The 26,982-nt window shown below is 37.3% G+C and carries 29 protein-coding genes and 1 pseudogene; 13 read left to right on the plus strand and 17 right to left on the minus strand.

The window, feature by feature from the left end:
* Positions 1 to 422: 422 nt before the first annotated feature.
* The 5 genes from G6R08_RS09905 to G6R08_RS09925 form a co-directional block, all read right to left on the minus strand.
* The gene (locus G6R08_RS09905) at positions 423 to 614 is read right to left on the minus strand and encodes a DUF6366 family protein (protein WP_163527825.1); all 192 of its coding nucleotides are present in this window, start codon (positions 612 to 614) and stop codon (positions 423 to 425) included.
* A 118-nt stretch (positions 615 to 732) separates the two neighbouring features.
* The gene (locus G6R08_RS09910) at positions 733 to 918 is read right to left on the minus strand and encodes a hypothetical protein (RefSeq protein WP_163527826.1); all 186 of its coding nucleotides are present in this window, start codon (positions 916 to 918) and stop codon (positions 733 to 735) included.
* 78 nt (positions 919 to 996) lie between these two features.
* Positions 997 to 1,446, minus strand: a complete 450-nt coding sequence (locus tag G6R08_RS09915; protein ID WP_163527827.1) for a DinB family protein — start codon at positions 1,444 to 1,446, stop codon at positions 997 to 999.
* Positions 1,447 to 1,613: 167 nt separating this feature from the next.
* Positions 1,614 to 2,474 (minus strand): alpha/beta fold hydrolase, encoded by an 861-nt coding sequence (locus tag G6R08_RS09920; RefSeq protein WP_163527828.1) that lies wholly within the window; start codon positions 2,472 to 2,474, stop codon positions 1,614 to 1,616.
* A 42-nt stretch (positions 2,475 to 2,516) separates the two neighbouring features.
* Positions 2,517 to 3,176, minus strand: a complete 660-nt coding sequence (locus tag G6R08_RS09925; protein WP_163527829.1) for a hypothetical protein — start codon at positions 3,174 to 3,176, stop codon at positions 2,517 to 2,519.
* Between the two features lie 322 nt (positions 3,177 to 3,498).
* Here G6R08_RS09925 and G6R08_RS09930 point away from each other — a divergent pair, with 322 nt between their 5' ends.
* Positions 3,499 to 3,684 carry a recombinase family protein gene (locus G6R08_RS09930; RefSeq protein ID WP_163527830.1) on the plus strand — a complete coding sequence of 62 codons (186 nt, stop codon included), beginning with the start codon at positions 3,499 to 3,501 and terminating at the stop codon, positions 3,682 to 3,684.
* Positions 3,685 to 4,536: 852 nt separating this feature from the next.
* Here the strand turns inward: G6R08_RS09930 and G6R08_RS09935 are convergent.
* Entirely contained in the window at positions 4,537 to 4,734 is a 198-nt protein-coding gene (locus G6R08_RS09935; RefSeq protein ID WP_163527831.1) for a hypothetical protein, read from the minus strand.
* Positions 4,735 to 4,893: 159 nt separating this feature from the next.
* Here G6R08_RS09935 and G6R08_RS09940 point away from each other — a divergent pair, with 159 nt between their 5' ends.
* Positions 4,894 to 5,085 carry a hypothetical protein gene (locus G6R08_RS09940; protein ID WP_163527832.1) on the plus strand — a complete coding sequence of 64 codons (192 nt, stop codon included), beginning with the start codon at positions 4,894 to 4,896 and terminating at the stop codon, positions 5,083 to 5,085.
* Positions 5,086 to 5,148: 63 nt separating this feature from the next.
* On the opposite strand, the gene G6R08_RS09945 is transcribed toward G6R08_RS09940, so the two are convergent.
* The 5 genes from G6R08_RS09945 to G6R08_RS22100 form a co-directional block, all read right to left on the minus strand.
* Positions 5,149 to 5,460 (minus strand): DUF3784 domain-containing protein, encoded by a 312-nt coding sequence (locus tag G6R08_RS09945; RefSeq protein WP_163527833.1) that lies wholly within the window; start codon positions 5,458 to 5,460, stop codon positions 5,149 to 5,151.
* 347 nt (positions 5,461 to 5,807) lie between these two features.
* Complete coding sequence (locus G6R08_RS22365; protein ID WP_338035426.1) at positions 5,808 to 6,008, minus strand: NUDIX domain-containing protein; 201 nt, start codon at positions 6,006 to 6,008, stop codon at positions 5,808 to 5,810.
* 118 nt (positions 6,009 to 6,126) lie between these two features.
* Positions 6,127 to 7,263 carry a serine hydrolase gene (locus G6R08_RS09955; protein WP_163527834.1) on the minus strand — a complete coding sequence of 379 codons (1,137 nt, stop codon included), beginning with the start codon at positions 7,261 to 7,263 and terminating at the stop codon, positions 6,127 to 6,129.
* Positions 7,264 to 7,381: 118 nt separating this feature from the next.
* Positions 7,382 to 7,615, minus strand: coding sequence for an SRPBCC domain-containing protein (locus tag G6R08_RS09960; protein WP_240339687.1), 234 nt, complete (start codon positions 7,613 to 7,615; stop codon positions 7,382 to 7,384).
* Positions 7,576 to 7,722: a hypothetical protein gene (locus tag G6R08_RS22100; RefSeq protein ID WP_240339688.1), complete on the minus strand. Its 147-nt coding sequence runs from the start codon at positions 7,720 to 7,722 to the stop codon at positions 7,576 to 7,578. The genes G6R08_RS09960 and G6R08_RS22100 overlap by 40 nt, the downstream gene beginning before the upstream one ends.
* Before the next feature lie 378 nt (positions 7,723 to 8,100).
* Here G6R08_RS22100 and G6R08_RS09965 point away from each other — a divergent pair, with 378 nt between their 5' ends.
* The 4 genes from G6R08_RS09965 to G6R08_RS09980 all read left to right on the plus strand — a co-directional run bounded on the left by G6R08_RS09965 (position 8,101) and on the right by G6R08_RS09980 (position 11,921).
* Positions 8,101 to 8,559, plus strand: coding sequence for a hypothetical protein (locus G6R08_RS09965; protein ID WP_163527835.1), 459 nt, complete (start codon positions 8,101 to 8,103; stop codon positions 8,557 to 8,559).
* Positions 8,560 to 9,307: 748 nt separating this feature from the next.
* Positions 9,308 to 9,691: a hypothetical protein gene (locus tag G6R08_RS09970; protein WP_163527836.1), complete on the plus strand. Its 384-nt coding sequence runs from the start codon at positions 9,308 to 9,310 to the stop codon at positions 9,689 to 9,691.
* A 380-nt stretch (positions 9,692 to 10,071) separates the two neighbouring features.
* Positions 10,072 to 11,307, plus strand: coding sequence for an IS110 family RNA-guided transposase (locus tag G6R08_RS09975; RefSeq protein ID WP_163527837.1), 1,236 nt, complete (start codon positions 10,072 to 10,074; stop codon positions 11,305 to 11,307).
* Between the two features lie 218 nt (positions 11,308 to 11,525).
* Positions 11,526 to 11,921: a hypothetical protein gene (locus tag G6R08_RS09980; protein WP_163527838.1), complete on the plus strand. Its 396-nt coding sequence runs from the start codon at positions 11,526 to 11,528 to the stop codon at positions 11,919 to 11,921.
* Positions 11,922 to 11,990: 69 nt separating this feature from the next.
* On the opposite strand, the gene G6R08_RS09985 is transcribed toward G6R08_RS09980, so the two are convergent.
* Positions 11,991 to 12,260, minus strand: coding sequence for a YesK family protein (locus G6R08_RS09985; protein ID WP_163527839.1), 270 nt, complete (start codon positions 12,258 to 12,260; stop codon positions 11,991 to 11,993).
* 321 nt (positions 12,261 to 12,581) lie between these two features.
* Here G6R08_RS09985 and G6R08_RS09990 point away from each other — a divergent pair, with 321 nt between their 5' ends.
* The 5 genes from G6R08_RS09990 (at position 12,582) to G6R08_RS10010 (ending at position 16,900) form a co-directional block, all read left to right on the plus strand.
* A complete protein-coding gene (locus G6R08_RS09990; protein ID WP_163527840.1) occupies positions 12,582 to 13,190 on the plus strand; it encodes a recombinase family protein in 609 nt (202 codons plus the stop codon).
* Positions 13,191 to 13,234: 44 nt separating this feature from the next.
* Positions 13,235 to 14,698, plus strand: coding sequence for a Mu transposase C-terminal domain-containing protein (locus G6R08_RS09995; protein ID WP_163527841.1), 1,464 nt, complete (start codon positions 13,235 to 13,237; stop codon positions 14,696 to 14,698).
* Positions 14,691 to 15,497: an AAA family ATPase gene (locus G6R08_RS10000; protein WP_163527842.1), complete on the plus strand. Its 807-nt coding sequence runs from the start codon at positions 14,691 to 14,693 to the stop codon at positions 15,495 to 15,497. Before G6R08_RS09995 ends, G6R08_RS10000 begins: the two co-directional genes overlap by 8 nt.
* A 36-nt stretch (positions 15,498 to 15,533) precedes the next feature.
* Positions 15,534 to 16,019, plus strand: coding sequence for a recombinase family protein (locus G6R08_RS10005; RefSeq protein WP_163527843.1), 486 nt, complete (start codon positions 15,534 to 15,536; stop codon positions 16,017 to 16,019).
* Positions 16,020 to 16,165: 146 nt separating this feature from the next.
* Positions 16,166 to 16,900, plus strand: coding sequence for a M48 family metallopeptidase (locus tag G6R08_RS10010; RefSeq protein WP_240339814.1), 735 nt, complete (start codon positions 16,166 to 16,168; stop codon positions 16,898 to 16,900).
* 49 nt (positions 16,901 to 16,949) lie between these two features.
* On the opposite strand, the gene G6R08_RS10015 is transcribed toward G6R08_RS10010, so the two are convergent.
* The 3 genes from G6R08_RS10015 to G6R08_RS10025 are packed head-to-tail and all read right to left on the minus strand — an operon-like array spanning position 16,950 to position 22,634.
* Positions 16,950 to 19,898 carry a type I restriction endonuclease subunit R gene (locus G6R08_RS10015; protein ID WP_163527844.1) on the minus strand — a complete coding sequence of 983 codons (2,949 nt, stop codon included), beginning with the start codon at positions 19,896 to 19,898 and terminating at the stop codon, positions 16,950 to 16,952.
* On the minus strand, positions 19,895 to 21,157 hold the full coding sequence (locus G6R08_RS10020; RefSeq protein ID WP_163527845.1) for a restriction endonuclease subunit S: 1,263 nt from the start codon (positions 21,155 to 21,157) through the stop codon (positions 19,895 to 19,897). The genes G6R08_RS10015 and G6R08_RS10020 overlap by 4 nt, the downstream gene beginning before the upstream one ends.
* Positions 21,150 to 22,634 (minus strand): type I restriction-modification system subunit M, encoded by a 1,485-nt coding sequence (locus G6R08_RS10025; RefSeq protein ID WP_163527846.1) that lies wholly within the window; start codon positions 22,632 to 22,634, stop codon positions 21,150 to 21,152. Before G6R08_RS10025 ends, G6R08_RS10020 begins: the two co-directional genes overlap by 8 nt.
* A 211-nt stretch (positions 22,635 to 22,845) precedes the next feature.
* Here G6R08_RS10025 and G6R08_RS10030 point away from each other — a divergent pair, with 211 nt between their 5' ends.
* A complete protein-coding gene (locus G6R08_RS10030) occupies positions 22,846 to 23,916 on the plus strand; it encodes a ComEC/Rec2 family competence protein (RefSeq protein ID WP_205439416.1) in 1,071 nt (356 codons plus the stop codon).
* A gap of 15 nt (positions 23,917 to 23,931) precedes the next feature.
* Positions 23,932 to 24,660 (plus strand): hypothetical protein, encoded by a 729-nt coding sequence (locus G6R08_RS10035; protein WP_163527847.1) that lies wholly within the window; start codon positions 23,932 to 23,934, stop codon positions 24,658 to 24,660.
* 673 nt (positions 24,661 to 25,333) lie between these two features.
* Here the strand turns inward: G6R08_RS10035 and G6R08_RS10040 are convergent.
* Together G6R08_RS10040 and G6R08_RS22460 are read right to left on the minus strand one after the other, a co-directional pair.
* On the minus strand, positions 25,334 to 26,638 hold the full coding sequence (locus G6R08_RS10040; protein ID WP_163527848.1) for an MFS transporter: 1,305 nt from the start codon (positions 26,636 to 26,638) through the stop codon (positions 25,334 to 25,336).
* 21 nt (positions 26,639 to 26,659) lie between these two features.
* Positions 26,660 to 26,934 (minus strand): annotated as a pseudogene (locus G6R08_RS22460) (hypothetical protein).
* Positions 26,935 to 26,982 lie beyond the last annotated feature (48 nt).

Here is a 26,982-nt window from a genome sequence, read left to right on the forward strand (position 1 = left end):
TCCAAACCAGGTCGTTAACATACTTGTTAAGTTTACATGGTTGGAGGGGATTAGTGGTGAAAAAGTGTTCAATTCTATCAAGCAAAAACTGTTAAGTCTAATCTAGCAGTTACACTTATCCCTCTTTGTACCTCACATATCTTTATTTTCTACCTTTAAAAGTAACAAAGACATAAAAGGAAAAAAGTACAAATAAAACAACACCAACATTAATCAGTACATTAATAATCAATTCCATAAAAAGTCACCCTAACTATTCCTGGTTAATATACAATAATTTCATTATTCCTTTTTTCAACTCTTCTACCCTATAGCTTATTAACAATTATTTCAAACTTCACTCATTGGAACAATACGTTATTCCAGAATATGGCCCATTGATGCAAAAAAGCGCAAATCCTTTATTCCGGAAATGCGCCCCTTTAACGGAAGAAAATGGCATATATTATAACAGCAAATATTAGTACAAGAATAAGTATTCCAGTACCTTTCCATCCTAAACCACCGACTAAATCAGAAAGAATGCTCCCGTGTACACTACTGGAAGGATTGTTTAGTTCTTTTTGTCTTAGCCTCTCTCTTCTTTCCTCAGGTGTTTCGTTATCTCTGCTCATTTTATCACCCCTAAGGTTTTATGTTTTATTCCGCAAAATGGTCATAAACAGAAGGGCGCCTTGTTCGACAAGCGCGCCCGTATCTTGAGTAATTTAAAAATAAGTCAGGCCAAAAGAATCATTCTCCTCTTTCTGATACCCTTCCGACAATAAATAGAACCGCCACAAAAATTAGAGCAGCTATAACTAAAATATTTATCGTATCAAAATGATTATGTAAGGCTGGACCAAGAATAATAACAATGGCCAAAAGAATAAAAGAAGCGCTTTGTTGATTCTTCTTTTTTTGTGTTAATTTCCCCATTATTTACAAGCCTCTCTTTCATTAAAGGGCCCGTTGCGTAAGATCGATGAGCATAAATATTGGCTGCCTCTATAACTTCTACCATGTATCTCCACCTGTAGGAGGTGGCCACTGATTCAGAAAGCGTCTGATAATCACAACCTGCCCAGAATGATAACTATTGTGAGAAATTAACGAAAGAAGGTGCTCCACTTGACCATTTGAAACGCCATGCTCGTTTTCTGCAAATCGAATAACTTCATTTAAACTATCTGTAAATTTGTTTACAGCCAAATCCCAATCCTTTTTCGCAGGTGGTTTTACTTCTGTTGGCCATGTCTCTGAAGCATGTTTTGGCGGTGCTGTCTCTTCTCCCTTCAAAAGGCGTAAAATATATTCCTGCCAGTAGATCATATGATTTAGAATTTGCCAAATTGAATGCTGGTTAAGAACCACATCACCTGCTTGCTCGATGCCTAATCCATCGAAAACCGTCAATGTGTTAACGTGAGCATTTTCTCCGTATAATCCTTTGGATAAATAGTTCATAGCTTAGCCACCTCTATGTATAAAACTACTGAAACATTCCATCATTATTAAATTCTTGCGCCCCTTTTCAAGAAGAAGACTTTGTTTCAAGATAATGTTAATAACGATCGCCCGTTTTTGCCCCCTATTTTGGAGTAAGCAAAAGTTAATCCTTTTGTAAGTTATTGCTAATCCAAATTACTAATCATTTTACTCACATGGACAGGTTGTTCCCAATACAACTCATGTGAAGACTCATTTACGTCCACCACCCGAGTTGTTAAGTGATGTAGTAATCGTTTTGTTTCTCTTTGCCTGTAAACATTTAATTGCTCTGGTAAAGTGCTTCTCATAAGTAAAACTGGGATTTTTATTCCAGATAAAATATTCTCAGTGGGTTCATGAAAGGTATTTTTTATAATGAACTTTGCGACCTCAGCATTCACTTTCAGCTTTATAACTCCACATTCTTCTTTCATGCTCTTCTTAGACATCTCGATTAATTCATTATTAAACCCATTGCTTTTTAAGTTTTCTTCGTAATCTTCCCAAGATGAAAAGCAATAATTTTTACAATGCTGCTCAGTCATCTCCATTTCATCTTTCAGGGTATTATCTGGTAAACTGCTACCTCTTAGATAACCGCCATCCAGCAGAACTAACGATTTTATGAGGCTTCCGTATTTATTAGCAAAGTATATTCCTATATTCCCACCAACAGAATGCCCTACAATATGGAAACCAGTAATATTAAAATACTCAACTACATCCTTAACCCAGTTAGCTAACGAGTCCATAGAAAAAAATTGTTCATTATGTATATATGATGAATTTCCGTGGCCTGGTAAATCTAAAGAAATTACTCGGAAATCGAAACTTAACAACCTCGCAAGTTCATCAAAACTATATCCTGTACTGCCTAGTCCGTGCAAGAGAATTACGGTCGGTTTCTCTTCTGTGCCTAAAGAGTAAACCTGTACTCTCAGATGACTATCTAGCGTAATAATTTCACTTTGCATATTTTCCTCCAAAACATTTAATATTTCCATTTATACTACTAAAACCCCCTCCCCTCAAGTTCTTTAAAACCTTTAATCATCCCATCCACTAAGTAATCTCTCTTCACGGTGAATTTCTAATGCCATGTCAGCTGCGTAGTCACCCCAGTAATCTTCGTGTGTTTCTTCAAACCTTGCTTCTTCTAATGATTCATTTAAATCTTGTAAATGTTTCTCTAGAAACTCTACTCCTACCTCATAGCAACTTTTCATTTTTTCAATGAGTGTTTGAAGTTCTTCCTCACTAATAATTAATTCGTAGTGTTGTAACTTATTTCTCATTTCTATTAGGTACTCTATTGCTCCTTTTAATTCACTATTTATCTCATAATCACAAAGTAATTCAAGCCTTCTTAATGCCTCACTTAGTCCTACAGTATTTAAGTTAGATCTCACTTCAAATATATTAGACTTACCCTGTTGCTGCATAGCTACTTTAGCTTTCATAAAAGCATCAATGTTAGTAAATATTAAATACTCACTTTCATGTTTTAAAATATACTTAAAAAGAGTTTCGAAGGCATGATTCAATGCTAATATAGAGTCTTTAACATTGTGTTCTACGCCTTCCTTTAATTCGCTGATTTTTTCTATGCATATGTAAGATTGCTTTAACGAATCTACACCATTTGTAAATAAATCATACTGGATAACAATCACCTCTAAATTTATTATATTCCAAAGTTCTACCATGCTCGTTTGTACCAATTATTTCAAAAATCCCTCAATTACTCAATTCAACTAAGACAAGTTTTCTATTCAATATCTCGAAGTCAAGTCTTCCAGAATCTGGCCCGTTTGTTGAATAGTCCCCTTTCAATCATAAAATCAATATCATTATCAATAACGTTCGTTTTTGATATCTAGTAAACTTCACAAAATGCAAAAACGAAAACCCCATAAATTCAACCTTCCTTTAGTTTCAAAACTCGTATCAAAAATAAAGTATTAATATGTACAACAAATAACCTTTTTGATAACATAAAGGCAACGAAATTCAAGGGAGTTACAAAATATGTTATTTGGGTATGCTCGGGTCAGTACAAAAGATCAAAATTTACATATGCAATTTGATGCGTTAAAGCAGTATGGAGTAGAAAAGAAAAATATTTACTCAGAAAAAATCACGGGAACGAAAAAAGATCGTCCGGCATTTTCAGAAATGATTAAATATCTACGTGTGAACTTCAGTGATAAATGACGCATTAATTTGAGAGCTATTTGTCATAAGAAGCTTATCCCTAAACGAATTTGGTTGTTATATAAAAACACCATACGAATTTTTCGTACGGTGTTAAAAGATTTTTTATGATTAGACGTTCAACACAGGGTTTCTATCTTTTGCAATCGCTATTTAATAAGTGAAGAGCTCCTATTAGCTGATATTAAGCAATTACTTTAGTTGCGGTACAAAATAAATCTAAAATCCCCCACCGCCCATTGGAGGACCACCTCTCCGAGACTTCTCTTTTGCAATGGCCCTTTCAACTTCTTTTTCTTGCTCTGTCTTCTCACGATAAGGGGTGTGGAATTTCCTTTTTTGCTTTCGTTTATCAAGGTAAACCATGAAAATTATAAATAAAACTAAAAACAATCCCCATAAAATGTTAGAAAGCAATGTACACTCACCTTTCAATAATTCCTAAATCAAGCTATTAGCGAATCGCGCTCGTTTAAGTAAGATAAGCTTTTAGTGTCAAGAGTAGTCACGATCTTGAAATCGCTTAGAATTACTACGAGAAGACGGGATACCAAGCAAGACACGTAGAACCCCTATAAGAATAAAGGTGATCACTATTCCTAAAGCAATTCCCATAAAATTATGACCTCCCACTTATGCCTTTTAGTGTACTATCTGGAAGTTTTTTGTTCACAAAATTTTTTTTAAGTTAATAACAATTATTTCAAATATCCATAACTTTCACAAGGAGTTATTCCATTATATGGTCCTATACATAAAGAATGAGCACAATTCATTATTTCAGAGTCGCGTCCGATTATTGAAGACTCTAGAGTGAGATAAATTAGAAGAATTAACGCGTTCTATACTTGATTACTTACTCTTTTTATCTACATATACTCCTATTAGAAAATACAACAATATATAAACCATAATTGTGGGTGTTGCCACAATTATTACGTTATAATCATCAAATACTGTTGTTGAAAGCATAGATACAAGAACCAAATAAATAACTGCAAACCCTTGCTGCCACCTTTTCTTTTTAGGTAACTCATCAGGGTTCCTCAATCAACTTCCTCCTATATAATAGCCATAAATTCTCCTTGCAGACCCGTTTCTATAAAGACTCAGCTTCGAGATGGATCCACTAAAAACAAATATCTTGCTCCATTTTGTTTTACTTAGTAAGCATAAGGTAACTAAGTATTGTAGAAAGGAGCCATTCTTATGGAAATACTAGCTGTCGTTTTAGTGGCTATCGGCATAATAGCTGTCCGAGTAATCAGTTTTTTCTATCCTAGTTGGAAAGAGATAAAAGGGGAGCATTTATCGGAACGTAAACGCTTTGGCTATGGTGTATTAGGAATCGGTATTTTATTGCTAATGTTTATACTAAGCCAATTCATCATCAGAATTTAGGCCCATTACTTTATTAAGCAATCGCTCTCCGATTATTGAATAGTCCCATGACCAATCAACATTTTATTTTTTGAATCTATTCCATGAATTTGTATAAATAAGCATAAATACAAAAATTACAATGAATAGGATAATCCCAACAATTAATAACCACCTTATTTCAAGTGCTTCACTAAGCACTAAGAACAACAAACTAAATGATAAAGCAAACATCACTTTCCCCATAAACTTACTCAAGGTGATTTCATCATATTTTTCTTTTTCTTCCTCTGACATCGAATTAAAGCCTGCAATTAAGAAAGCTCCCTTTCCACTTGAAAATATAATACCACATATAAGAAATACGACTAATATCACAATAATTGCCCCAGCCATTTATCTCTCCCCTTGAATCATAATGATTTTTATTATCTTTTGGCATTTACACCAATTATTTCAAGTCTTCTATAATTACACAAGAAGTTATTCCATTAAATGGCCCTATTCATGCAAAAAGGCGCAAATCCTTTATTTCGGAAATGCGCCCTTTAGTTGAAGATGGATTGTATTTTATAAACAACTTCTTTGGGCTTAACGTCAAGATGTGAAAGATTTTCTATATCTACCCACATCCGCAAGTAAGTACCTCTATTTCTGTTTTCATCAGTGTACTCTTCACCTTGCCCAGTACCGAAAGTTCCTTCGATGATTTCAGCTAAGAAAAAGTATTGTGTTCCATTAAACTAAGTCTTTTCAAGGCACTCTTTAACTTTGACTGTTACACCTAATTCCTCAAATGCTTCTCTTTTTGCCCCTGTTTCCGGATTTTCACCCACTTCTATTCCTCCGCCGGAGAAAACATAGTAAACGGAACCATTCCTAGTTCTTTTAATCAGTCCAACTTTCTTATTATCTATAAGCACAACAGAACCTCTATCTCTCACAAATCTTCCCCCTAATTAACCCTGCGTTTCAATAAGTCATATTCCGTTAAATGGGCCCAAAAAAGAAAACGCGTTTTTCGATAAACGCGCTCCTTTTATTGAATAACTTTGGGAAAGCTCAACCATCAAGAAAGGCTTTTAATTTCTCTTCCCAGCCAGAGCTTCCTGTAAGCATGGCTAATTGAAAAGCGGAGGAACTATTTGAAAGCTTAACTGTTTCGTAGCCATAGATGTCGTTAAAAAAGACTGCTAACTCCGTTTTATTTCCTTGCTTATCTTCTGCATAGAAAGCATATGTGAGAATGTAAGCCGTTGAACCTCCCTTGCCGCCTAAATTTTTAAATCTTTTTTGATTTTTCTGTCCGTTCATTGGCCACTCCATAATTGGCTGCAAGTGCTCCCAAATACGCGATGGAAAATACAACCCTTCGTTCATTCTCCGTACAATTGAAACATATTCTGAAGTCGTGGAACGAACAAATCGTTTGGACGCTAGCCTATCAAATGCGATATTGTGCCATGCCTTTATGTTCACCTTGTTTTTATAGTCACCATTTATATCTTGAATGAGTTTATCGTGAATTTTAATGGACTCTTCAATATAAGCTGCTTGCGACATATCCTTAATGTATGCCGCTATCTTTTTTGCATCCTTTTTATTATGTATATTAAGCTTCTTTTGATGTGCAATCTCATATGGAATAAAAAGGGCTGATACAAAGGGGTAAATTTGCTCGTGCCTCGACAACTGTAGCTTTTCGGGATTAGCATTTATTTTGTCGAGTCCCAGCCGCATCATCAAGAATTCTGTGTTAGCGTTTGAGCTATGGGATATCATTCCTTTTGCAATCTCCACCAGTGAGACAGTGCCGTCTTGCAAAAGTCCCTGCTCTTTCATTGTTTTCAACCATACTTCATGAGCGCCGCCATCTGTCCCAGGTATATAAAAACGTGCTAAATCATCTGTTTTAATTCTTTCAGCTGGATCAATTTCAGTATGTGCTGCTTGTTGAGAATATTCAATAGCTATAATAATCTTCACTGTGCTTGCCAATGATAGCAATCGATCAGATTGAACGTTGGCAAGACTTTTTCCGTTTTTTATAATAGACAACGAAGCTCTTTCTGGATTTTTAGCAATAAAATTTAAAACATAATCTGCATCAGGTTTTTTCATCCAATGACTTAACCAAAAGAATCCCATTACTAACAAAAGAACAAAAAAACCGATGAAAATAAAGATGTATAAAAACAATGGAATCTACCTTTCAGACAATAATAACGTTGTTAAAATTTTATCCATTAAGCCCATAACGAGTACAATTCTTATTCCTGATATGCGCCCCGATTGATTAAGACGTTGTTACAGCTTGTCATTCAGTGAAGCTAGCAAGATTCTCTAGTGTGGACTTCAAACCTTCGTCGTGATCCTTCTTCCGTATTCCTTCAGGTACATTTTCACAAACGATAGTAACCTTTGTGCCTTCTGAAATGGCTTCCAAAAGCCATTTCTGTCTCATCTCACCCGAGAACGCTGGATCATCGGAATCGAATATTACTGATTGCACTATTCGCTTGTCTGGAACCAACTCCAAAAACTTCCCCACGAGGCCAACGCCTCCGAGTTTAAGAATGCCTGATAGATGGTTTGCGGTGATGCCATAATCACTCTTGACGCAGAATCTGTTCTCTTATTGCTTGACCAATTCGCCATGATAAAACCCTCCTTATTGAGGTTCTCACTGAGTCAATATTTTTAAGTTTATCACATATGAATGCTAAAAACTTCTTTTCGATTGCTCAACAATCTGGCCCTTATATGTAAGATTGGCGCTTACCTTTATTCAAGATAAGCGCCCCGATAACAGAATACTTGATTTCAAGATAATATTAATAACGATCTTTCGCTTTTGCCACCGTTTTTTTAATAAACACAGAACTCCTATTAGCTGGTATTGTGGCATAATCAAATCAAGGTTCTTAATCTGGCGCAACCACTAATTGAATATATAACAACATACCAAAAAGAACGGTTGAATAACTTCGATGAAGTATCACACTCTAAGATAAAAGCTTTGGAGGGTGATCTTTTATGGCTAGTTTTTTTAGGATAGTAAACGCAATAATTTTGTGGACTATTGTAATATTATTCCTCCCAAAATACGCCTTTAAAAAATATTTACCAGTTACATTATTTTGCTCCTGTTTCTTTTTAATACAATCACTTCTAAACTCAATTTTCAAATGGTGGGAAGTAAAAGGAGGATTAAAGTACAGAATATTTGATGATTTAGCATTTATATTTGGGCCGTTTTTTACAATCAATTTATGGGTTTTTCATTTAACATTTGGAAAATTATCCATTTACGCATTTTGTAATTTACTGATGGATCTTATTTATGCTTATCCCCTAAATGCACTTTTTCAAAAAATAGGTCATTATAAATTAAAAAGGGAAACCTCTACAGCACTTTTTATCAAAACTTATTTTCTAGCTCTTTTGAATTATCTCTTTCAAAAGTTCTTCAAAAAACCAAATTCTTCAAAGTAATCTAACCATAAATCAAGTGATTAAACTGGGCTTTTGTTAAAGACAGTCTTTAAACTGTTTGTAAAGAGTATTATACTCTTATTAACTCCTCAACAATGCCCTTTAAATCTAAAAAGATCACTACCCTTATTCAATTCAAGGATAGCGCCCTTTAATTGAACAAGGATGTAATGAAGAGTGGAATCTACTTATTTATTACTTCTTAAATTAATAAAATAATAAATCGTTACAGCGCCAATACCAGATATTAATGGAAAAACTATATTGGTGACATTTTCATTTTTAATGAAAGAGTCTGTTACCAAGGTTACAAAAAACACTACAACAAATCCAACGAGTAAGATTGTGCCTATTTCTTTTATAATAAACACTCCTATAAACAACACCAGTGACAGTTTAGTTTTCTAACGTCCATTCACTATGATGGATTTAACACTATTCACAATTATATTTTAACACAAAATGGAAAAATGCTTATTCTACAAACTGGCTCTATACAGAAGGACGCGTTATTCGATAAACGCGCCCCGTTTACGGAAAACTTTACTTCAAGACAATCTCAGGATACATATCTAAGATACTAGAAATTATCAATCCTTGGGAAATAAAGATAAGTTTAAACCACCGGATTTCATCATTTGTATCTTATCTTTAAGACTGGTAATGGCCCTTAGATGCCTTTTAGGATTCTTAATTATATATCGGGACATACTATGTACTAACTACTCTAAGAAAGTGAGGAACTAACATGAAAAGAATTGGATTTTTATTAATCAGTTCATCGCTCTTAATAATGTTCACCTATTCTATAGGTACCGGATTAAATAAACAAGTAAGCGCAGAAAACAATACTGAGATTATCAAGTCTGATATAAAATATCAAAAGAATATAGATGAAGCTTTGAAAGAAGTGGGATATAAATTATATAAAGAAGGTTACTCATTTGGGATGGAATATGACATCCTGCCCAACAAAAATGTTGAAATAGAAATAAAAACAGCAGATCAAAAAGCTACTGAAAACGTTAAGAATGAGATGAAGCAAATAGCCATGGGGGTTATAAAGGAATCTAAGTATGAACCTAAATTGTTTGAAATTAACGTAACAGATCATAGTAGACAGGAAAATTAAATCTTTCTTTTTTAAGTTAATCGCCTTAATCTGTATTAAGGCGATTTTTTAATGTATGTGCTCATTTAATTTAATGGCCTTATGAATGAAAAATAAGCGCTGATCTTTATTAAAGAAAAGCGCCCCGTTCGTAATATAAGGTTAGCCAGATTTTTTACTGGTTGACCTTTTTTAATATGGTCTTATTATTAACGGTAGTCGGGGTAGAACGTAGCGCCCGTGGGGCTAAGATCCCGTCCGCAAAACTGTTCACCCCCTACTTGTATAAACGTGTTTCAGGCTGGTTGGGACAATGATCCCGTTTAACAAGCGAACCTACGACGTTACAAGAAGCCTTAGGGGATACCGACATTACGTACATTTAAAGGAGGAGAAATCGTATGAATCCAGTCATTGGTCTGGATGTTGCCAAAGGGGAAAGTCAGATTCAAGCGTTTTTAGATAAGGGAGAGCCTTATCGTAAAAGTTTTAGTATCCTGCATAATGTTAAAGAGCTTAATAAATTTCTTGACTTCTTAAAGGAGATTGAGTCTCTAGCTGGGGGAAAACCTTCGGTTATTTTGGAATCGACTGGACACTACCATACTCCTATTATTCAATTTTTAGAGGAACAACAATATATGTATATTATTGTTAATCCATTGATTGCACATCGAGCGAAAAGTTCAAGTTTGCGAAAGGTGAAAACAGATGCCATAGATGCCTACAACCTGTGTGAGCTTTATTATAAAGAGGAACTGGAACCTAGTAAGAAAAGAGGGATCCGCCTCTTAAACCTTCGTAATCTAACAAGACAGCACGAAACTATTTCAAGTGTAGCAGCACAAACCAAACTACAACTTCAATCGATATTGGACCAAGTATTTCCTGAATATAGAGGAGTATTTGGGAACCTGTATTCAAAAGTTTCTTTACAGGTACTTTTAATATTTCCAACATCGAAATCAGTTTTAAGTGTCACTGGACCTGTCTTAGCAGATAAAATAGCTTCACTATGTAAGAGTCGTTCAGATAAATGGGCTAAGGAAAAGGCAAAAAAGCTACGAGATGCAGCAATTCGTAACCCATTTCAAAATAACTTGTATCAAAGTCATATTATTAACCTAGAAATAATGATAAATATTGTTCTTCAATACCAAGAGCATCTATCAAAGTTAGCTGCTGAAATAGATGCCCTTGCCAAAGAAGTTGAAGAATATGAATTAATCCAATCTATCCCAGGTATCGGAGAAAAAATTGCGGCAACGATAATTTCTGAAATTGGTGAGATAGAAAGGTTTAATCATCCCAAAAAGCTCGTTGCATTCACTGGAGTCGATCCTAGTGTGTACTCCTCTGGTAAGTTTACAGCTTCCGTAAACCGTATTACCAAAAGAGGATCTAGCAGATTAAGACAAGCTCTATTTATGGCTGTTCAATGCGGAATACGAGACGCTCGTAAAAAGAAAACAAGCGTGGAAATCATTCCACGTAATAAAAGATTAAGAGAATTTTACGATAAGAAACGCGATGAAGGTAAACCTTTTAGAGTAGCGATCATCGCTTGTGTTAATAAGCTTTTACATTGGATTTTTGCAATGCTTAAAAGTAATACAACTTTCCTAGATATAGCTTAAAAACTATATTAATCAATTTAAATACAAAATCTTCCAACCAGAGCATAACGGAAGGTTATTTGGCATGTTCATTTTTAGTATAGCATGGAAAACTTAAGATTTTTAATGAAAAATGTTGACAACTATTAGCTGGTTTTATGGAATACTGAACTCTTTCCTACATAGGTTATAACTCCCTTTTCTATGAATAATCTATTTTCAAAGGGGAGGATTAAAAGATGCAACTTAAAATAAACTCTAAAATATTTCTTAGACTTGCAATTCTTCTAGGAATAATCGGTTCATTTATTGGTGCCTACTACTGGTGGAATTTCCATATTCCAGACTTTTGGATGCCGAACGAAAGAGAAAATCTTCTTAAAAACCTTTACAGAGAGACTTCTTATAGACAATATGAAATGGCGTACTTACTATTATTTTTTGTCCCTTCTTGCCTTGGAATTATAGGTGCAGTTTTCAAAAAAGCACATTTTTTATATTTGGCTTTCTTGCTGAGCTTGCCTGTAGGAGAGTATATTGGATTTAAAGCTCATTCCATTAACTTCGTTCATTTTCCACTGTACTTCTATTTAGCTTCAGCCATTCTTTTTTCAATGATAAAAAAACAAAAATAAAATTGCGACGTAAAGGTTTAAGGGGACGCCTTGTTCCACAAGCGCGTCCCAAGTCTTGAACAAGCTGCACTACCCATCAACGGATGGTTTTTTATTTGCTATAACAAAAGACACTATTGCAAAACCAATTAAAGAGAAAGCTAAAATTCCGTATGCCGCCCCTTCGAACCCCCTGATGTTTACGAAACCAATGTAAAACAAGATAATTGCAGCAATTACGGTTAGAATACTTGGTACAATTCGTACAAATAAAGAAAAGTTTAATTTTCTAAACCACCAAGTAATTAACAATACTAATACTCCTGGGACAATAGCTACGAGAAATGGCCCTCCAATCATTGGTCGCTCACTCCCCTTTTTTAAAAAGAATTATGAAAAGTTATTTTCATTTTAACACAAAATGGAAACCAAGAATTCCTCTGTCTTTTATAATCCTTATTCAACAATATGGCCCTTTTCCGAAATAGTGTTTTATTAGTGTTTGTAAAAGTAAACCTTTTCGAACAGTTTAGTTTTACATCTACTAGTGATCTATTTACGTTCGAAAATAACCGAAAACCATTTTGTGAACGTCCGCGGTTTCGTCTATACATTTACGAACGATTTGATGTATAATTAAGAATATAAAAATAACTCTTATAGAAAGGTGCATCCTAGAATATGGAAAGTAGACGAATGGGGTACATAAGGGTAAGTAGCAAAGACCAAAATGAAGAACGACAAATGGCGGCTATGAAAGAACATGGAATTAACGAACGAGATATTTTCATCGATAAAGTTAGTGGCAAAGATTTTAAGCGCGAAAACTATCAACTCCTCAAACGTGTTCTTCGTCCAGGTGATATTTTATACATTCATGCGCTTGACCGTTTCGGAAGAAACAAAAACGAAATTGTCGAAGAGTGGAATGATATCACAAAAAATATTCAGGCAGATATAGTTGTCTTGGACATGCCCTTGTTGGACACCACCCAATACAAAGACAGCATGGGGACCTTTATTGCTGACCTCGTCTTACAAATTCTATCTTGGATGGCGCAAGAAGAAAGAGATCGCATTCGAAAACGGCAACGGGAAGGTATTGATGCCGCATTAAAACAAGGGAAAGCCCTTGGAAGACCGAAAGCTAATATAACAGAAGCCTTCCGAGAAGCCTATGTGGAATGGAAAGAAGGAAAAATCACGGCCACTCGGGCTATGCAGAAAGCCCAGGTTAAGAAAACGACCTTTTATAAGCTCGTGAAACAGATGGAGGAGAATCCGACATAATCATTACCTATTTATACCTGAAGTATAAGAAAGGGGAAAAAAACATGTCGCCTCATAATAATTCCGTCCTGACCTCTTACACTGAAGAACAAAGAGCCAAAGCCATGGAAAGGTTCCGTCTTATTCGCCCTTACTTAGAAGGCGAAACGTCTTTATCGACCATTGCTTTAGACACTCCTGTTTCATTACGTACTTTGCAAAGGTGGGTCCAATATTATCGCAAAAGGGGATTGCAAGCACTGGTGGCCAAGGAACGCTTCGATCGAGGCAGCCGAAAAATATCACCTGAAATCGTTAAAGTGATTGAAGGGCTTGCTTTAAAAAAAGCACCTCCTAGTATGGCTTCCATCCATCGAAAAGTTGAAAGGATTGCGATGGAGCATGGATGGACGGTTCCGAGCTATGGAACTGTCTACAATATTATCGAATCCCTTCCTTCTTCGTTAAAAACATTAGGGAATGAAGGATCAGTTATATACAAGGAAAACTTTGATTTAATTCATCGACGAGAAGCCCAACAGCCCAATGAGATATGGCAAGCCGATCATACCTTATTGGATATTTGGATTTGGAATGAAAAAGAAAAACCAGCTCGCCCTTGGCTAACCATTATTATGGATGACTATAGCCGTGCCGTAGCTGGTTACTTTTTAAGTTTTGATGCTCCTTCGGCTATTCAAACGTCTCTCGCATTACATCAAGCCATTTGGTCAAAGGAAGACAGCCGATGGAGGGTTTGTGGTATTCCGAGTATTTTCTATACCGATCATGGCAGTGATTTTACTTCGGACCATCTGGAACAGGTTGGTGCTGATCTACGTATGCAACTCATTTTCTCCACTGTTGGGGTCCCTAGAGGACGAGGGAAAATTGAGCGTTTTTTCCAAACCATCAACCAGTTATTTTTACAGGAGCAACCCGGTTACATCTCCCATTCACGACCTTCTCTATCTCCATCTATGACTTTACCCGAACTTGATCGTCAGTTACGAGAATTTCTGATTGAAACGTATCATTTTCGTGTTCATGGAACAACAGGTTTCCCACCTGTGACACGCTGGGAAGCCGAAGGTTTCCTTCCTCAACTCCCCAATTCTCTCGAGGATTTGGATTTACTATTATTGAATGTTGCTACATCTCGCCGTATCCATCCGGATGGCATACGATTTCAAGGTTTTCGCTATGAATCAACGACATTAGCTCCTTATATCGGAGAAGATGTGACCATTCGATATAACCCTCGTGATTTAGCTGAAATAAGGGTCTTTTTCCATCGCCAGTTTTTATGCCGGGCGATTTGTCCGGAATTAGCTGGGTATGAAGTTGATATCAAAGATATTATAGCTGCACGAAGTCATCGGAAAAGAAATGCCACCCGTCAAATCAAGACACGTAATGCGGTTTTTGAAGAGTTGGTACAAGATTCCCTTAAAAGGTCCAAAACAACAGAAACTGACGAAACTCCGACATCATCTAACACAAAATTAAAGAGGTATAAGTATGAGTGATCAGTCAACCTTTTTAGAAACGAAGGAATATCGCCGTTTTGTGGAATTTTGTGAAGCTTGCCGGAAGTACCAATATATTGGTGTATGTTATGGGGAGGCTGGTGTCGGCAAGACAATGGCTGCAAAACACCTCACCCGGTGGGACCTATTATCGCCATGGCTTGATCTTCCAAGAATAGAAGACGATCAACAAGTCCCATTAGAAGTCCTCGATGAACATACTCTTTATTATACAGCTCCTGTTGTTAAACCGGCTCAGATTGGAAGGGATTTATCTGTCTTGAATCTTCGCTTAGCCATGCTGCATGAAAAAGCGCATTATCAAAAAGATGGCATACAGAGACGAATCCCAGATTTTTATGGCAGTACCGAACTTGTACTCGTTGACGAAGCTGATCGCCTTAAATTAGTGGGGTTGGAATTAATCCGAGACATGTACGATCAACATCCAATGGGAGTCGTACTTATTGGTATGCCTGGTTTTGAGCGCCAATTAATGCGCTATCCGCAGTTATATTCCCGTATTGGCTTTGCGCATGAATATAAAACATTAAAAAGAGATGAAATGACCTTCATATTAAAAAATAAATGGAAGGAACTCGGTTTGAACATTAACCTTGAAGATTTTGTGGATTACGAGGCCTTTACGGCTGTCGTACGTATGACTGGTGGGAATTTTCGGCTTATTCAGCGCCTGTTCACACAAGTTGAACGAGTCATGGCCATCAATCAGATCGAGACCATATCAAAAGAAGTGGTTGATGCGGCCAGGGAAAGTCTTGTAATTGGTCATAAATAGGAAGCTGTTGTTGATCATTTTATCAAAAAGATTTGAATGAAACATTATGGGTTACGTACGCCATTTAAAGATGAAAAAATCTCGCCATTTATCTCTGAAGTTCACAATCTACGTGAAGGAGATACGGTAGTCGTTTATAAGCTCGATCGAATTGGCCGGAGCACAAAACACTTGGTAGATCTAATCAATGACTTCCAGGATAAAGGCATTAACTTTGTTTCTATTAATGAAAATATAGATACGACAACGGCGATGGGGAAACTCGTGTTTACGATCTTCAGTGGTCTGGCTCAGTTTGAGCGTGACATTATTTCAGAGAGGACGAAATCAGGGCTAGATGCTGCCAGATCTCGAGGACGAAAAGGTGGTCGACCAAAAAAAGACCAATCCAAGTTGGATATGGCCTTTCGCATGTATGATAGTAAGGAATACAGGATTCAAGAGATATTGGATGCTACCAGCTTAAGTAGAGCTACTTTCTACAGATACTTAGGAGAACGGAATAATAATTCTTACGGGTAACTAAATAACGCTAACTCCAAAGGGCCGTAAACAAATGTATATAATACGCTCGGATAAGAATTCGGTATATATAAGGTGGATTTTCACTCTCCATTTTCCTAACCAAGTGATATTATGGGGAAAGATAATAAAGAAGAAAGTTCGTGATGATATTGCCTCTACTCACATATGGAACAACAGATATTAATTACGTTCTATATTCACAAAACCGTAAGGACATTAAAATATCGGTAGATTTAGTCAATGGGGTTGAGGTTTACACCCCTGAAAACCTAGAAGGTGCTAAAGTTAAGGAATTGATCAAAAAGAAATCCCCTTGGATCCTAACCAAGCTTAGAGAACTAAATGAAGTTCAGATATCGGTTCAACCGAAGGAATTTGTCAGTGGTGAAAAATTTCCTTACTTAGGTCGTCATTATCGCTTAAAAGTTCACAAGGAACCTATCGAAAAAGCCAAGCTCCAATTTAAGCAAGGAAAGTTTATTGCTGTTGTTCTCCAAAATTGGTCTCAAGAACAAACTAACCATTTTTTAGAAGGTGAGTTCATACAATGGTACCGAACCCATGGGACGAGTAAAATCAAAGAACGTGCTGATAAATACCAAGCCATACTTGGCGTTCAGTCGAATTCGATTAGCTTACGAACGCAACATAAACGCTGGGGCACTTGTACTCCCAGTGGTGACATCTATATCAACTGGCGTCTCGTCATGGCACCTGTCAAAGTGATGGATTATGTCATTGTACATGAATTGGTCCACTTGCTTGTAGCCGAACACAATGAGCATTTTTGGAAAACCGTTCAGTCGATTCTACCGGACTATCAACAACGAAAAGAATGGCTTCGCGTCCATGGAATGGAATTGCATAACATCGGGTGATCAATAGGGCATGCATGATGCCGTATCTGTGGTTCATGCCCTTCGTGTGTCAATATCCGATCTGTTTATAGTGAACTTCCGCCAGGTTCATCAATTGTAAGGCCAGATTTTCGACTTGCTTATTAGCACAATTACTAGCTCGCAGCTGTCGCTTGATCTTCTTGCGCATCTCTCTTTTCACATCATCTTTTTCCACCCAATCAATCACAGCATGATCGACAATAATCTCCGTGATGATGTGAGTCAATTCCTTCAAACTCTCTTCCTCATTGGAAGCTAGTTCCTTTTCTAGCAATTGAAAAAAGGGATATTGTTTTGGCTCAAATCCATGCTCTTTACTTTCTTCGGCATTATTCCGCATCTCATGAATCATATCACGGTATTCTTCAAGCAATTCCTCAATCGTCATTTGCCGCTCTTTCCGACGCTCGATCAATTCCTCTAAACGTTCTTTTAAAGATGTATATAAAACAGGATTCTCTTCCAGTTTGATACGAATTTCATGCTTCAAAGCATGTTCCATTTCTGCTGCTTTCGATTCCGGTGTCTTGATTTCATCTAATTTTTCCTCAAACCGATTGGATAAAATATCAATTGGTTCGAACAAGACTTCAGGAGTCGTGGCGTAGACGTGTTCTTCAATCAGTTGCCGCACTTTTTCACCACAGTCGGATATATCCATGCCTTCTTCAATGTGGTACCTGGACTTGGCCAACTTCCGGACCTTCCCTAGCCAGCGCAAATCCTCCAAATACGGCTTCGCTTTCGGATTGGGCATCACCATGTCCATACTTTCAGAAAACTGCTTGAACGCCGTATCGAACTCATTTCGAATATCTTCGGGCTCAAGAATAGCAAGACACCCATCCAAGTCCTCCCGATTTTGATAGTCGAAAAAGCGCATTGCTTTACGGTGCCTGGTTTGTAATTTCGGAATCTCTGCATCAATATCACTAAGTGCCCCTTTGATGTCTTCCTCATGGAAGACACCTAACGCTTCTTCTAAAAATCTTGAGACACCAAAGTAATCAACAATCAATCCATATGTCTTTTTATTATACGTACGGTTTGTTCTGGCAATGGCCTGCAGCAAGTTGTGCTCTTTCAATGGTTTATCCAAATACATCACTTGTTCGATGGGGGCATCGAAACCCGTCAGTAACTTATCACAAACGATTAAGAAACTTAGCTCATCTTCATGCATCGGCTTTTTAAATCTTTGGATAACCTGCTTCTCTTCTTGTTTGGATAAGTGGTGTTCCTGTAGATGTTTTTCATCATTATGGCCAGCTGACATAATTACTTTAGATTGGTAATTACTCAATTCATCCAACATCTGTTTATACATCACAGCTGCCTCACGGGATACAGCGACAATTTGTGCTTTGAATCCGTTCGGCTGAATATGTTGCTCAAAGTGTTCAATAATATCAAGTACAATATTTCGCACCCGTTTAGGAGAAGCCGTTATCGCTTCTTCTGTGACGTATTTCTGTTTGATTCGTTCCCGGTCCTCTTCTGAGTACTCCCTGAAGAAGCGATCAAACAACTGATCGATCGTTTCTCCTTGAACATGCAAATCAACAAGTCGAGATTCATAGAAAATCGGCACCGTTGCCCCATCTTCTACTGCCTGTTCGATCGGATACTTATCGATGTAATCTCCAAACGTGCGTCGTGTACTCTTATCTTTTTTATCAATAGGTGTTCCTGTAAATCCAATGTACGTGGCATTCGGGAGAGCCATCCGCATATTGAGAGCCAGGGAACTATACTGACTGCGGTGGCTTTCATCCACTAACACAATGACATTTTCAGATGTGGTCTGTTCCGGAAAGTTCTCTTCATCTTCGGATTCCTGAAACTTTTGCACGAGCGTCATAATCGTCGCCCCAGGACCTTGGTTCAAATAATCTCGTAGTTCGGTTACAGAACCCGCCTGTTGAGGATTCGGAAAACCACAGCGACGGAATGTATTGGTAATTTGTTGGTCCAAATCCTGTCGGTCGGTGACTACGACAATCGTCGGGTTCTTCCATTCAGCGATTCGTCTTAACTTCGTCGCTAAAAAGACCATGGACAGTGACTTTCCCGATCCTTGCGTCGCCCAGACTACCCCACCACGTTCTTGAGGTTTATCCGCATGTAAAATCCGATGAACAGCACGATTAACCGCTCGGTACTGCTGGTAGCGTCCTAGCTTTTTAATCACACGTCCATCCTCTGGTTCGTAAACGATGAAATTTCGGATTAAATCAAATAACCGTTCTTTGACGAGCATACCGGTCACAAGGATGTCTTGAGAAGAAGGATTATCCCCAATTTCAGATATGGTTCTTGGATAGGGATCCTTCCACTCGGTATAATGTTGAAGCTTCGATCCAATCGTTCCCACTTTAGCTCGGTCATTGCTCGTCGAGATCATGAATTGATTGTAATAGAATAACGATTCATTCTCTCGTTGATAGCGCGACAGCTGCTTTACCCCTTGAGGGATCTGTTCATCTGGTGGCAACGTCGGACTCTTGCACTCAATGACCACGAGAGGGAAGCCATTAACGAACACCATGACATCTGGACGAATCGTTCCCTGAGCATTCGTGATCGAAAATTGATCGACGACAAGGAACTCATTATTTTCAATGTTGTCAAAATCAACCAATTCTACCGTTTGACTCTTCCGTCCCTTCCCGACATCCTGCTGAACGGAAAGCTTATTAATCAAAACCTCATGGAAATGCTGATTCGCTTCCATGAGGCTGGTAAAGTCTAAGTGCGTCATAGAACGGACGACTTTATTGAGGTTATTCTCATTGATCCAAGGATTTAATCGTTGAACAGCTTGAGTGAAGCGTTTCTTGAGTACGATTTCCATATAAGTATCCCGTTCCGGATCAAGCGATGATCCAGACACATACGTGTACCCTAGTGATTTCAGATGTTCAATGACCCGATCTTCAACTAGACCTTTTTCGTTCCAGTCTTGGGTAATGTTCATGTCGGCATCACCTCGTCTTCGTCATCAATTGGTACGCGTGTTTTCCCTGTTAGGAGTTGTTGCATAAGACCTTTCTTCAACCTTTCTAGCTGTTCTAGTTCTTTTCTCCCGTTCAGTGCTTTTACATCGAATACTGAGAGAATATCAGATATTTTCTTTTGCTCTTCCTCACTTGGTAGGGGAACTTCAATACTTTCAATTTGCTTTGCACTAATATTTGGTGGGTCAGTTCCAGCTATTTTCAATAAAATTTCAGTTGCAAAATAATTACTCTTTGCAAGTTGGTAGAGGAATTCCTTATTTAAGCCATCCTTTACATGAAAACGACCTACACGTTGATTCAATAACGAAGGGACATCTTGATTACTAAGCCTAGCGACCTTTGCTTCTTCCCTAATAACTGGTCGCGTCATTGCCATAACTATATCGTTTTCTTCTAATAAATAATCTGGGTGATTCTCTTCAAACTTACCTGGCAAATACGACTGATCGTTCCATAAGATTTCCCCTAATCCGACGTTGGCAATTTTCAACCATTTTATCCCTGAATTAGATGCGTCCTTACTTTTGAAAGCGTATCCTCCTTGGACCCGAAGAACCTTTGATAGAGTTACATGGCTCCACCCTTCAGGTATCTCACCAATAGGTGTTTTCTTGAATTTCGTATGACCAATGCCTTTGGTCAACAGTTGTTGCATCAACCCTTTTTTCACTTTGGTGGTTTGTTCAATGATTTGCTTTGTCTTCTCAATCGCTTCATCGACAGATGAAAGAATCGACGAGATTTCCTTTTGTTCCACTATCGAAGGCCTTTGTATTGCAAAAGATCTTAATTCTCCCTTACTAATCTCTTTAAAAGTACTTCCTGAACCCAATTGTTCAAACCTCGGACCATAGTAAGTTAATAAGTAGTATAGGAAACCAGGTATGCAATTTTCACTACAAATAAAGTTCGCAAATCCTTGATTTGTAGTAACCGGTAGTGTATTTATAACACATTTTCCTATAGTCGCCCTACTGGTCATTAATACACTATTCGCTGGTATTATTTTGGCAGCACTCTTCTCTAGACCCTTAGTAGTAATATACTGAGATGCATCATTTAAATATTTCTTATTGTTCTTAGTTACATCTGTGGGTGTAACCCATGGAATATTTCCTTTCCAATATTCCATATTATTTCTAGATGGTGTACCTCCTCCAGTTATAGTTGCTAAATCCTCCAGTTTAATTCTATCCCAGCTGTACCTATCAGTCACCGTAACCCAACTCCTTCAAATACCCATACATCACCTTCTCAACCTCGTCACGTTCATTTTCCATTTTTCGAAGATTAGCTAGAGCTTGAGCAACGTCAATTTGTTCTTCCTCCTCGGTCGTATCTATATAACGAGCAATATTAAGGTTGAAGTCATTATCCTCAATTTCTTCAAGATCCACTACACGGCAATATCTCTCTTGGTCTTCCCATTGGTCGTAGGCTTCAACAGCTTTCATGATATCTTCTTCTCGTAGACCATTTTGATTTTTACCTTCTTGATAGTCTTTGGATCCATCTAAAATAAAGACTTTGCCTTTTTGCTCCTTAGTTTTATTACGATTTAATATCAAAATACAAGCTGGAATTCCCGTTCCGTAAAATAAATTAGACGGAAGCCCGATAATCGATTCAACTAAATCTTCTTGCAACAAACGGGTACGGATTTTCCCTTCTGCTCCACCTCGGAATAGCACACCATGAGGCATGACAACGCCAGCTTTCCCTTCATGGTTTAAGGTAGAAATCATATGTTGAACAAATCCATAATCCCCCGCGTTTTTCGGTGGCAGACCAAAACGGAAACGACCATATTCATCAGCCTCAGCTTCTTCACTTCCCCAATTTTTTAATGAGAATGGTGGATTAGCAATCACCCGATCATATAATAATAGTTCTTTACCTTCCCCTGTCAGTTTTGGTTCACGAATTGTGTCTCCACGTTCAATTCGGTGATCACTCAATCCATGCAGCAACAAGTTCATTTTACAAATCGACCACGTGTTCAAGTTTCTTTCTTGTCCATGTAACGATAAATTGCGTGGGTCTCCCCCATGGGACTTGATATAATCCACAGACTGAACAAGCATACCGCCTGATCCGACGGTCGGATCACAGACACGCATTCCTTCTTCTGGTTTAATCAGTTTAACGATCAGTTCAACAACCTTGCTCGGTGTATAGAACTCTCCGCCCTTTTTACCTGCATCATCCGCAAACTGCTTGATTAAATACTCGTAAGCACGACCGAGCATATCGGGTTCAAATAGGCTTTCGTTTCCTAAGTTCAGTGAAGAGAAATGTTGAATCAATTGCAAGAGCAGCTTATCCGGCAACTTTTCCTTATCGTTGAAATCGATGCTTGCGAGTACACCTTCAAGAGACTGGTTCTCTTCTTCTAATGCTTCAAAGGCTTTATTAATGGCGGTGCCGATATCTTGTGTTTGAGACTGAATGAACTTCCATCGTGCACGTTCAGGAACAAAAAATTGGTGTTCATCCCGATCATACCAGCCGTAATCGTCCCCTTCTTCTTGTTGAATGGTTTTTGCGGTTTCAACAAATACATCGTTTAATCGTTTTAAAAATAATAAACCAAATATGTAGTTTTTATAGTCAGAGGAATCAATACTTCCTCTCAATATATTTGCTGATTCCCATAGGTGGGCTTCTAATTGTGGTAACGTCAATTTACTCATTCGATGTAACCCCCGTGTATAGTCTTTACCTCTAATATACCAGACTATGATATATGAGACTATTGTCATGTTCGGTAATGGAGGTTTTAGAGATTTTAACTAATATCCAAAAAATCGAAGGCTTTCCCTAACTTTTAAAAAATCAAGTACCAAAACAATAATTTTGTGGTAAAATAGTACTATAATAGTACTTTATGGAGGAGGAGAAAATTTGGGGATTGAAATTGAATTTATTCCTGTTGGGGATAACACTAAAAACGGAGATGCAATAGTTGTTAGGTATGGTGAAGAAGGTAACTATAAGGTAATGGTTGTAGATGGGGGTACTAAAGATTCCGGTAATAAAATAGTTCAACACATACAGGAGTACTATGATACAGACTATGTAGACTATGTAGTTAATACACACCCCGATAGCGATCACGTCTCTGGATTAACAACTGTTATTGAGGAGTTAGAAGTGGGAGAGCTATGGATGCACATTCCATGGGAACATTCTTCTAAAATAAAGGACTTGTTTCATGACGGTAGAATCACAGACAATAGTTTATCAGAAAAGATTAAAGCTTCCCTGAATAAAGCACACCAGTTGTATGAGATTGCTTGTGAAAAGGAAATTCCAATATACGAACCTTTTGAAGGAGCTCTAATTGGAGAATTTCAGGTGCTTTCCCCGTTGGAAGACTGGTACGTTAATTATTTATTACCTGATTTCCCCAGCATGCCCGAAAGAAAAGAAGAGAGTACTCTTAGAAAAGCATTTTCTGAAGCTTACTCAAAAATTCTAGAATGGATTGAAGAGACATGGGATAAAGAAACCCTAAGTGAAAACTATGGATCTACAGGATCTAGAAATGAAAGTAGTGTTGTATTATACGGTAATATTAATGGTTATAGGGTCTTACTTACCGGTGATGCTGGAAAGCAAGCTCTCCATAATAGTGCAGATTATGCCACCAACTTAGGTATAGATTTAAGGGATTGCAGATTTGTACAAATTCCTCATCATGGAAGCCGTCGAAATGTTTCACCCAGTGTACTTGATAGAATTATAGGTGAAAAGGTAGAAAAAGATACTTCAACAACTACCAACACTTTCGTATCAGTCTCCAAAGAAACAGAGGAGCACCCCAAAAAAGTTGTAACAAATGCATTTATTAGAAGAGGAGCGAAGGTTTGTGAAACCCGAGGTTCTACTATTAGACATCACAAAGATATGCCTGCAAGAACTGGGTGGACTGCTATTACACCTCTCTCATTCAGTTCAGAGGTCGAAAAATAACTAGAGGAGAATAGTATGAATTTAGATGTTGTTCTTAACACTTACGAAAGAAAAGCACGATACTATCCAGCAGTTTTAACAGCTTCTCCTATAATAATTTGGTTGTATCTATGGTTCCCAGAATTTCGCTCAATAGAAGGAGCTCTTATAAGCATTCTAGGTTTAGGTGTGGCTATACCATTGTCCATACTAGCAAGAACATTAGGAAAGAAAAAACAAAAAGAATTAATCCAACAGTGGGGAGGGCTACCCGCAACATTAATTTTAGGTCACAAGGATGATAATATAAATATTAATACTAAAAAGCGTTATCATAAAAAATTAGGGTTCCTGACAAATGAAGACCTCCCAACAAAAGAAATTGAATTAAAAGATCCTGTTGGTTCAAACCAAAAATACGACTCTTGTATCGATTACTTAAGACAAGAAACTAGAGATAAAGTTAAATATTCTTTGGTTTTTAATGAGAATATATATTATGGCCAGCTTAGAAACTTACTTGGTTTGAAACCTTTAGGATTAATAATATGCTCTTTGTTATTAATTGTTCAGCTAATTTTAATATATACAAATTATGGTATTGGCTTAAATATCTCTGCTGTTCCGATATTGAAAATTATTTCAGTCATACTTACATTACCTTTTTTAGTCTTCTGGATAGCTTTTGTTAATCAGAGGCAAGTTTATAATGCTGGTATTAATTACGGAAAAGCGCTGTTGGAATGTTGTGAACATATTGAGTAAGATACCTTACGATATATCTATAAAAGAGCTAGATTGTTTCAGATTGCTGTTTATTTGAAAAAGATTTAAAATAAGAGAGGTTATCAATGATATCCTCTCCTTAAACTCATCTTTAATAGGGTAAAATGTATTACGAGAAAAGCCGGTCTTTCGATGAATATCACGGGTTCTTTTTATTAAGCAACGAACGACTTCATCATAAAGTACTTTATCCTTCCTTTAGCCATCGCATAATAGATCTTTTGGCTATGACCCCACTCTCTTTTCCGATAACGATATCATCACACCATAAGCCTTGAATTCTTTAAACCGATTATCTAAATTTTGCTCGTTTAGAACCCAACCGTGTCTCTAAATATCATTATTTTTACCTCTATTCGACTGAACAACCCTAAATGAACATTTTATACCTTGGTATTAAAGGGTTTTAGTTTGTTTTTTCAGGGTGTACTCTAATTGAACATGACGAGAAAAAAAGACTATTCTTTTTATTATTAATTTATTATTTAAATTGTGCAAAAGGGAGACTATTAGAAAGTAAATGGACACAAATCAAGGCATTATGCCCAGATTTGTGTCCAAGATAATAATAAGTTTGTTCTTCAAATAATTAGTTATTTCGATCGCTGTAATTTCCTCTTGATCTTCTCAAAGTAATCAACAATTTCTCTATTTACGCATTAACAGCCTTATTTGTAGATTCTGTTTGTATATCTTTTTCCGCATCATCAGATTCCCCTGGTTCTACTTTAAGGAATTGTGCAAGTATAAAACCGAACAAATATATACCGGCCAAGGTCCAAACAAACCCCTTTGTCCCAAATGCTGTGAAGAGCAAACCAGCTAAAGCAGGACCAATAAACTGGCTTAACCCCGCAGAAAGATTATGAATGGACATAGCTGCTCCTCTATTTTTCGGATCAATTGCCGCAAAGATTGAAGACATCTGAGCGAATGCTCCGAGAACTGCCCCAAAGAAACCTGATACACACAACATAATAGCAAAATTGGGTCCAAAAGTGATTGGGACGTAGTAGAATAATAAACAGGCAATTGCTAGACCAATGCACCCAAAATACTGGACAACTTTATGCCACGCCATTTTATTTGCAACAAAGCCCCAAATTAAATTAAAAATAATATTGACGAAGTACATAAAGGCCCAAATTTGCAACCATTGTGATGTAGAAAAACCTATCTCTGCACTTGTTAAAAATAGTGGCATAGCAACGACAAAACCATATACAGCTAATTGGTTAATAATTCGTACTACAGATGCAATTGCAATCTTATGGTTTGTAAACAATATTGTAATTCCCTTTTTAATTGTATCCCCGGCTCCCTTTTTCTCACCTTTCTCTTTTGCATAATCTCCTTTAGTGAAGATAACTCCAATCAACCCACCGATAGTGACAATAATCAACCCTAACCAAAGCGATCCATTATACCCGATAAAGGGGATTGTAAAGCTAGGTAGGTAAGAACCGAATACCCCAAGACCTAATGAATGGGCAAACCAAAACCATCCCATCGCACTTGGTAGTTTTTTATACGGGGTGATGTAGGCAATCCAAACAACAAATGAATAGGCAAATAAAGGAAATCCAAATCCGCGAAGTCCGTACATAAGCAACATCATATTTAAATTTTCAGGTATTGTTCCAAGGGTGATAAACCCAACGTGAAACACTACCCAAATGGTTAATCCAGCCATCATTGTACGTCTTGGTCCCCAAATGTCAGCAAATAATGCTGCTAACCATGATGCAAGAGCCACTGTAATCCCATATACAGTGAACACTGACGCAGATTCACCTGGTGTAAACCCCATCTCTACTATTTGTTTGGATAAAAAGGCTTGTTCAATTCCATCTCCAGTCATAAAGATAACAATGGAAACAAAGCCCCAAATAAGCGATTTAGGCATACCAAGAACCGTTTTCTCCCCTAGGTTTGGAGCAGCGCTTTCATTTTTCATAATAATTCTCCCCCTTTAATATTAATGAAAATTGTTTCGTTCAATCATAGATTGGACGATAGGTTGGCTGACAAAAAAATCCGGATGGACCTTAAGTACCACAGCATTATTTACCAACACATCTATTGGTCCACAAACTGTTGTAAATTCTTCAATAACTCTTTCTGTTTCCTCTTTATTCGTAATATCCACACTTCCAATACTAATTGGGACACTCTTGACGCTACTGTGCTGGACTCCTGGGGAAGGTCCATTATAATTAACTGATCCCCCTTCTGTTGGAATAGCTGTGCCATTCCAAGGCCAATGCCTCCATTTCCTCCTGTAATAAGAACCACTCTTCA

This window comes from Halobacillus ihumii (assembly GCF_902726645.1).
GTDB lineage: Bacteria > Bacillota > Bacilli > Bacillales > Halobacillaceae > Halobacillus_A > Halobacillus_A ihumii.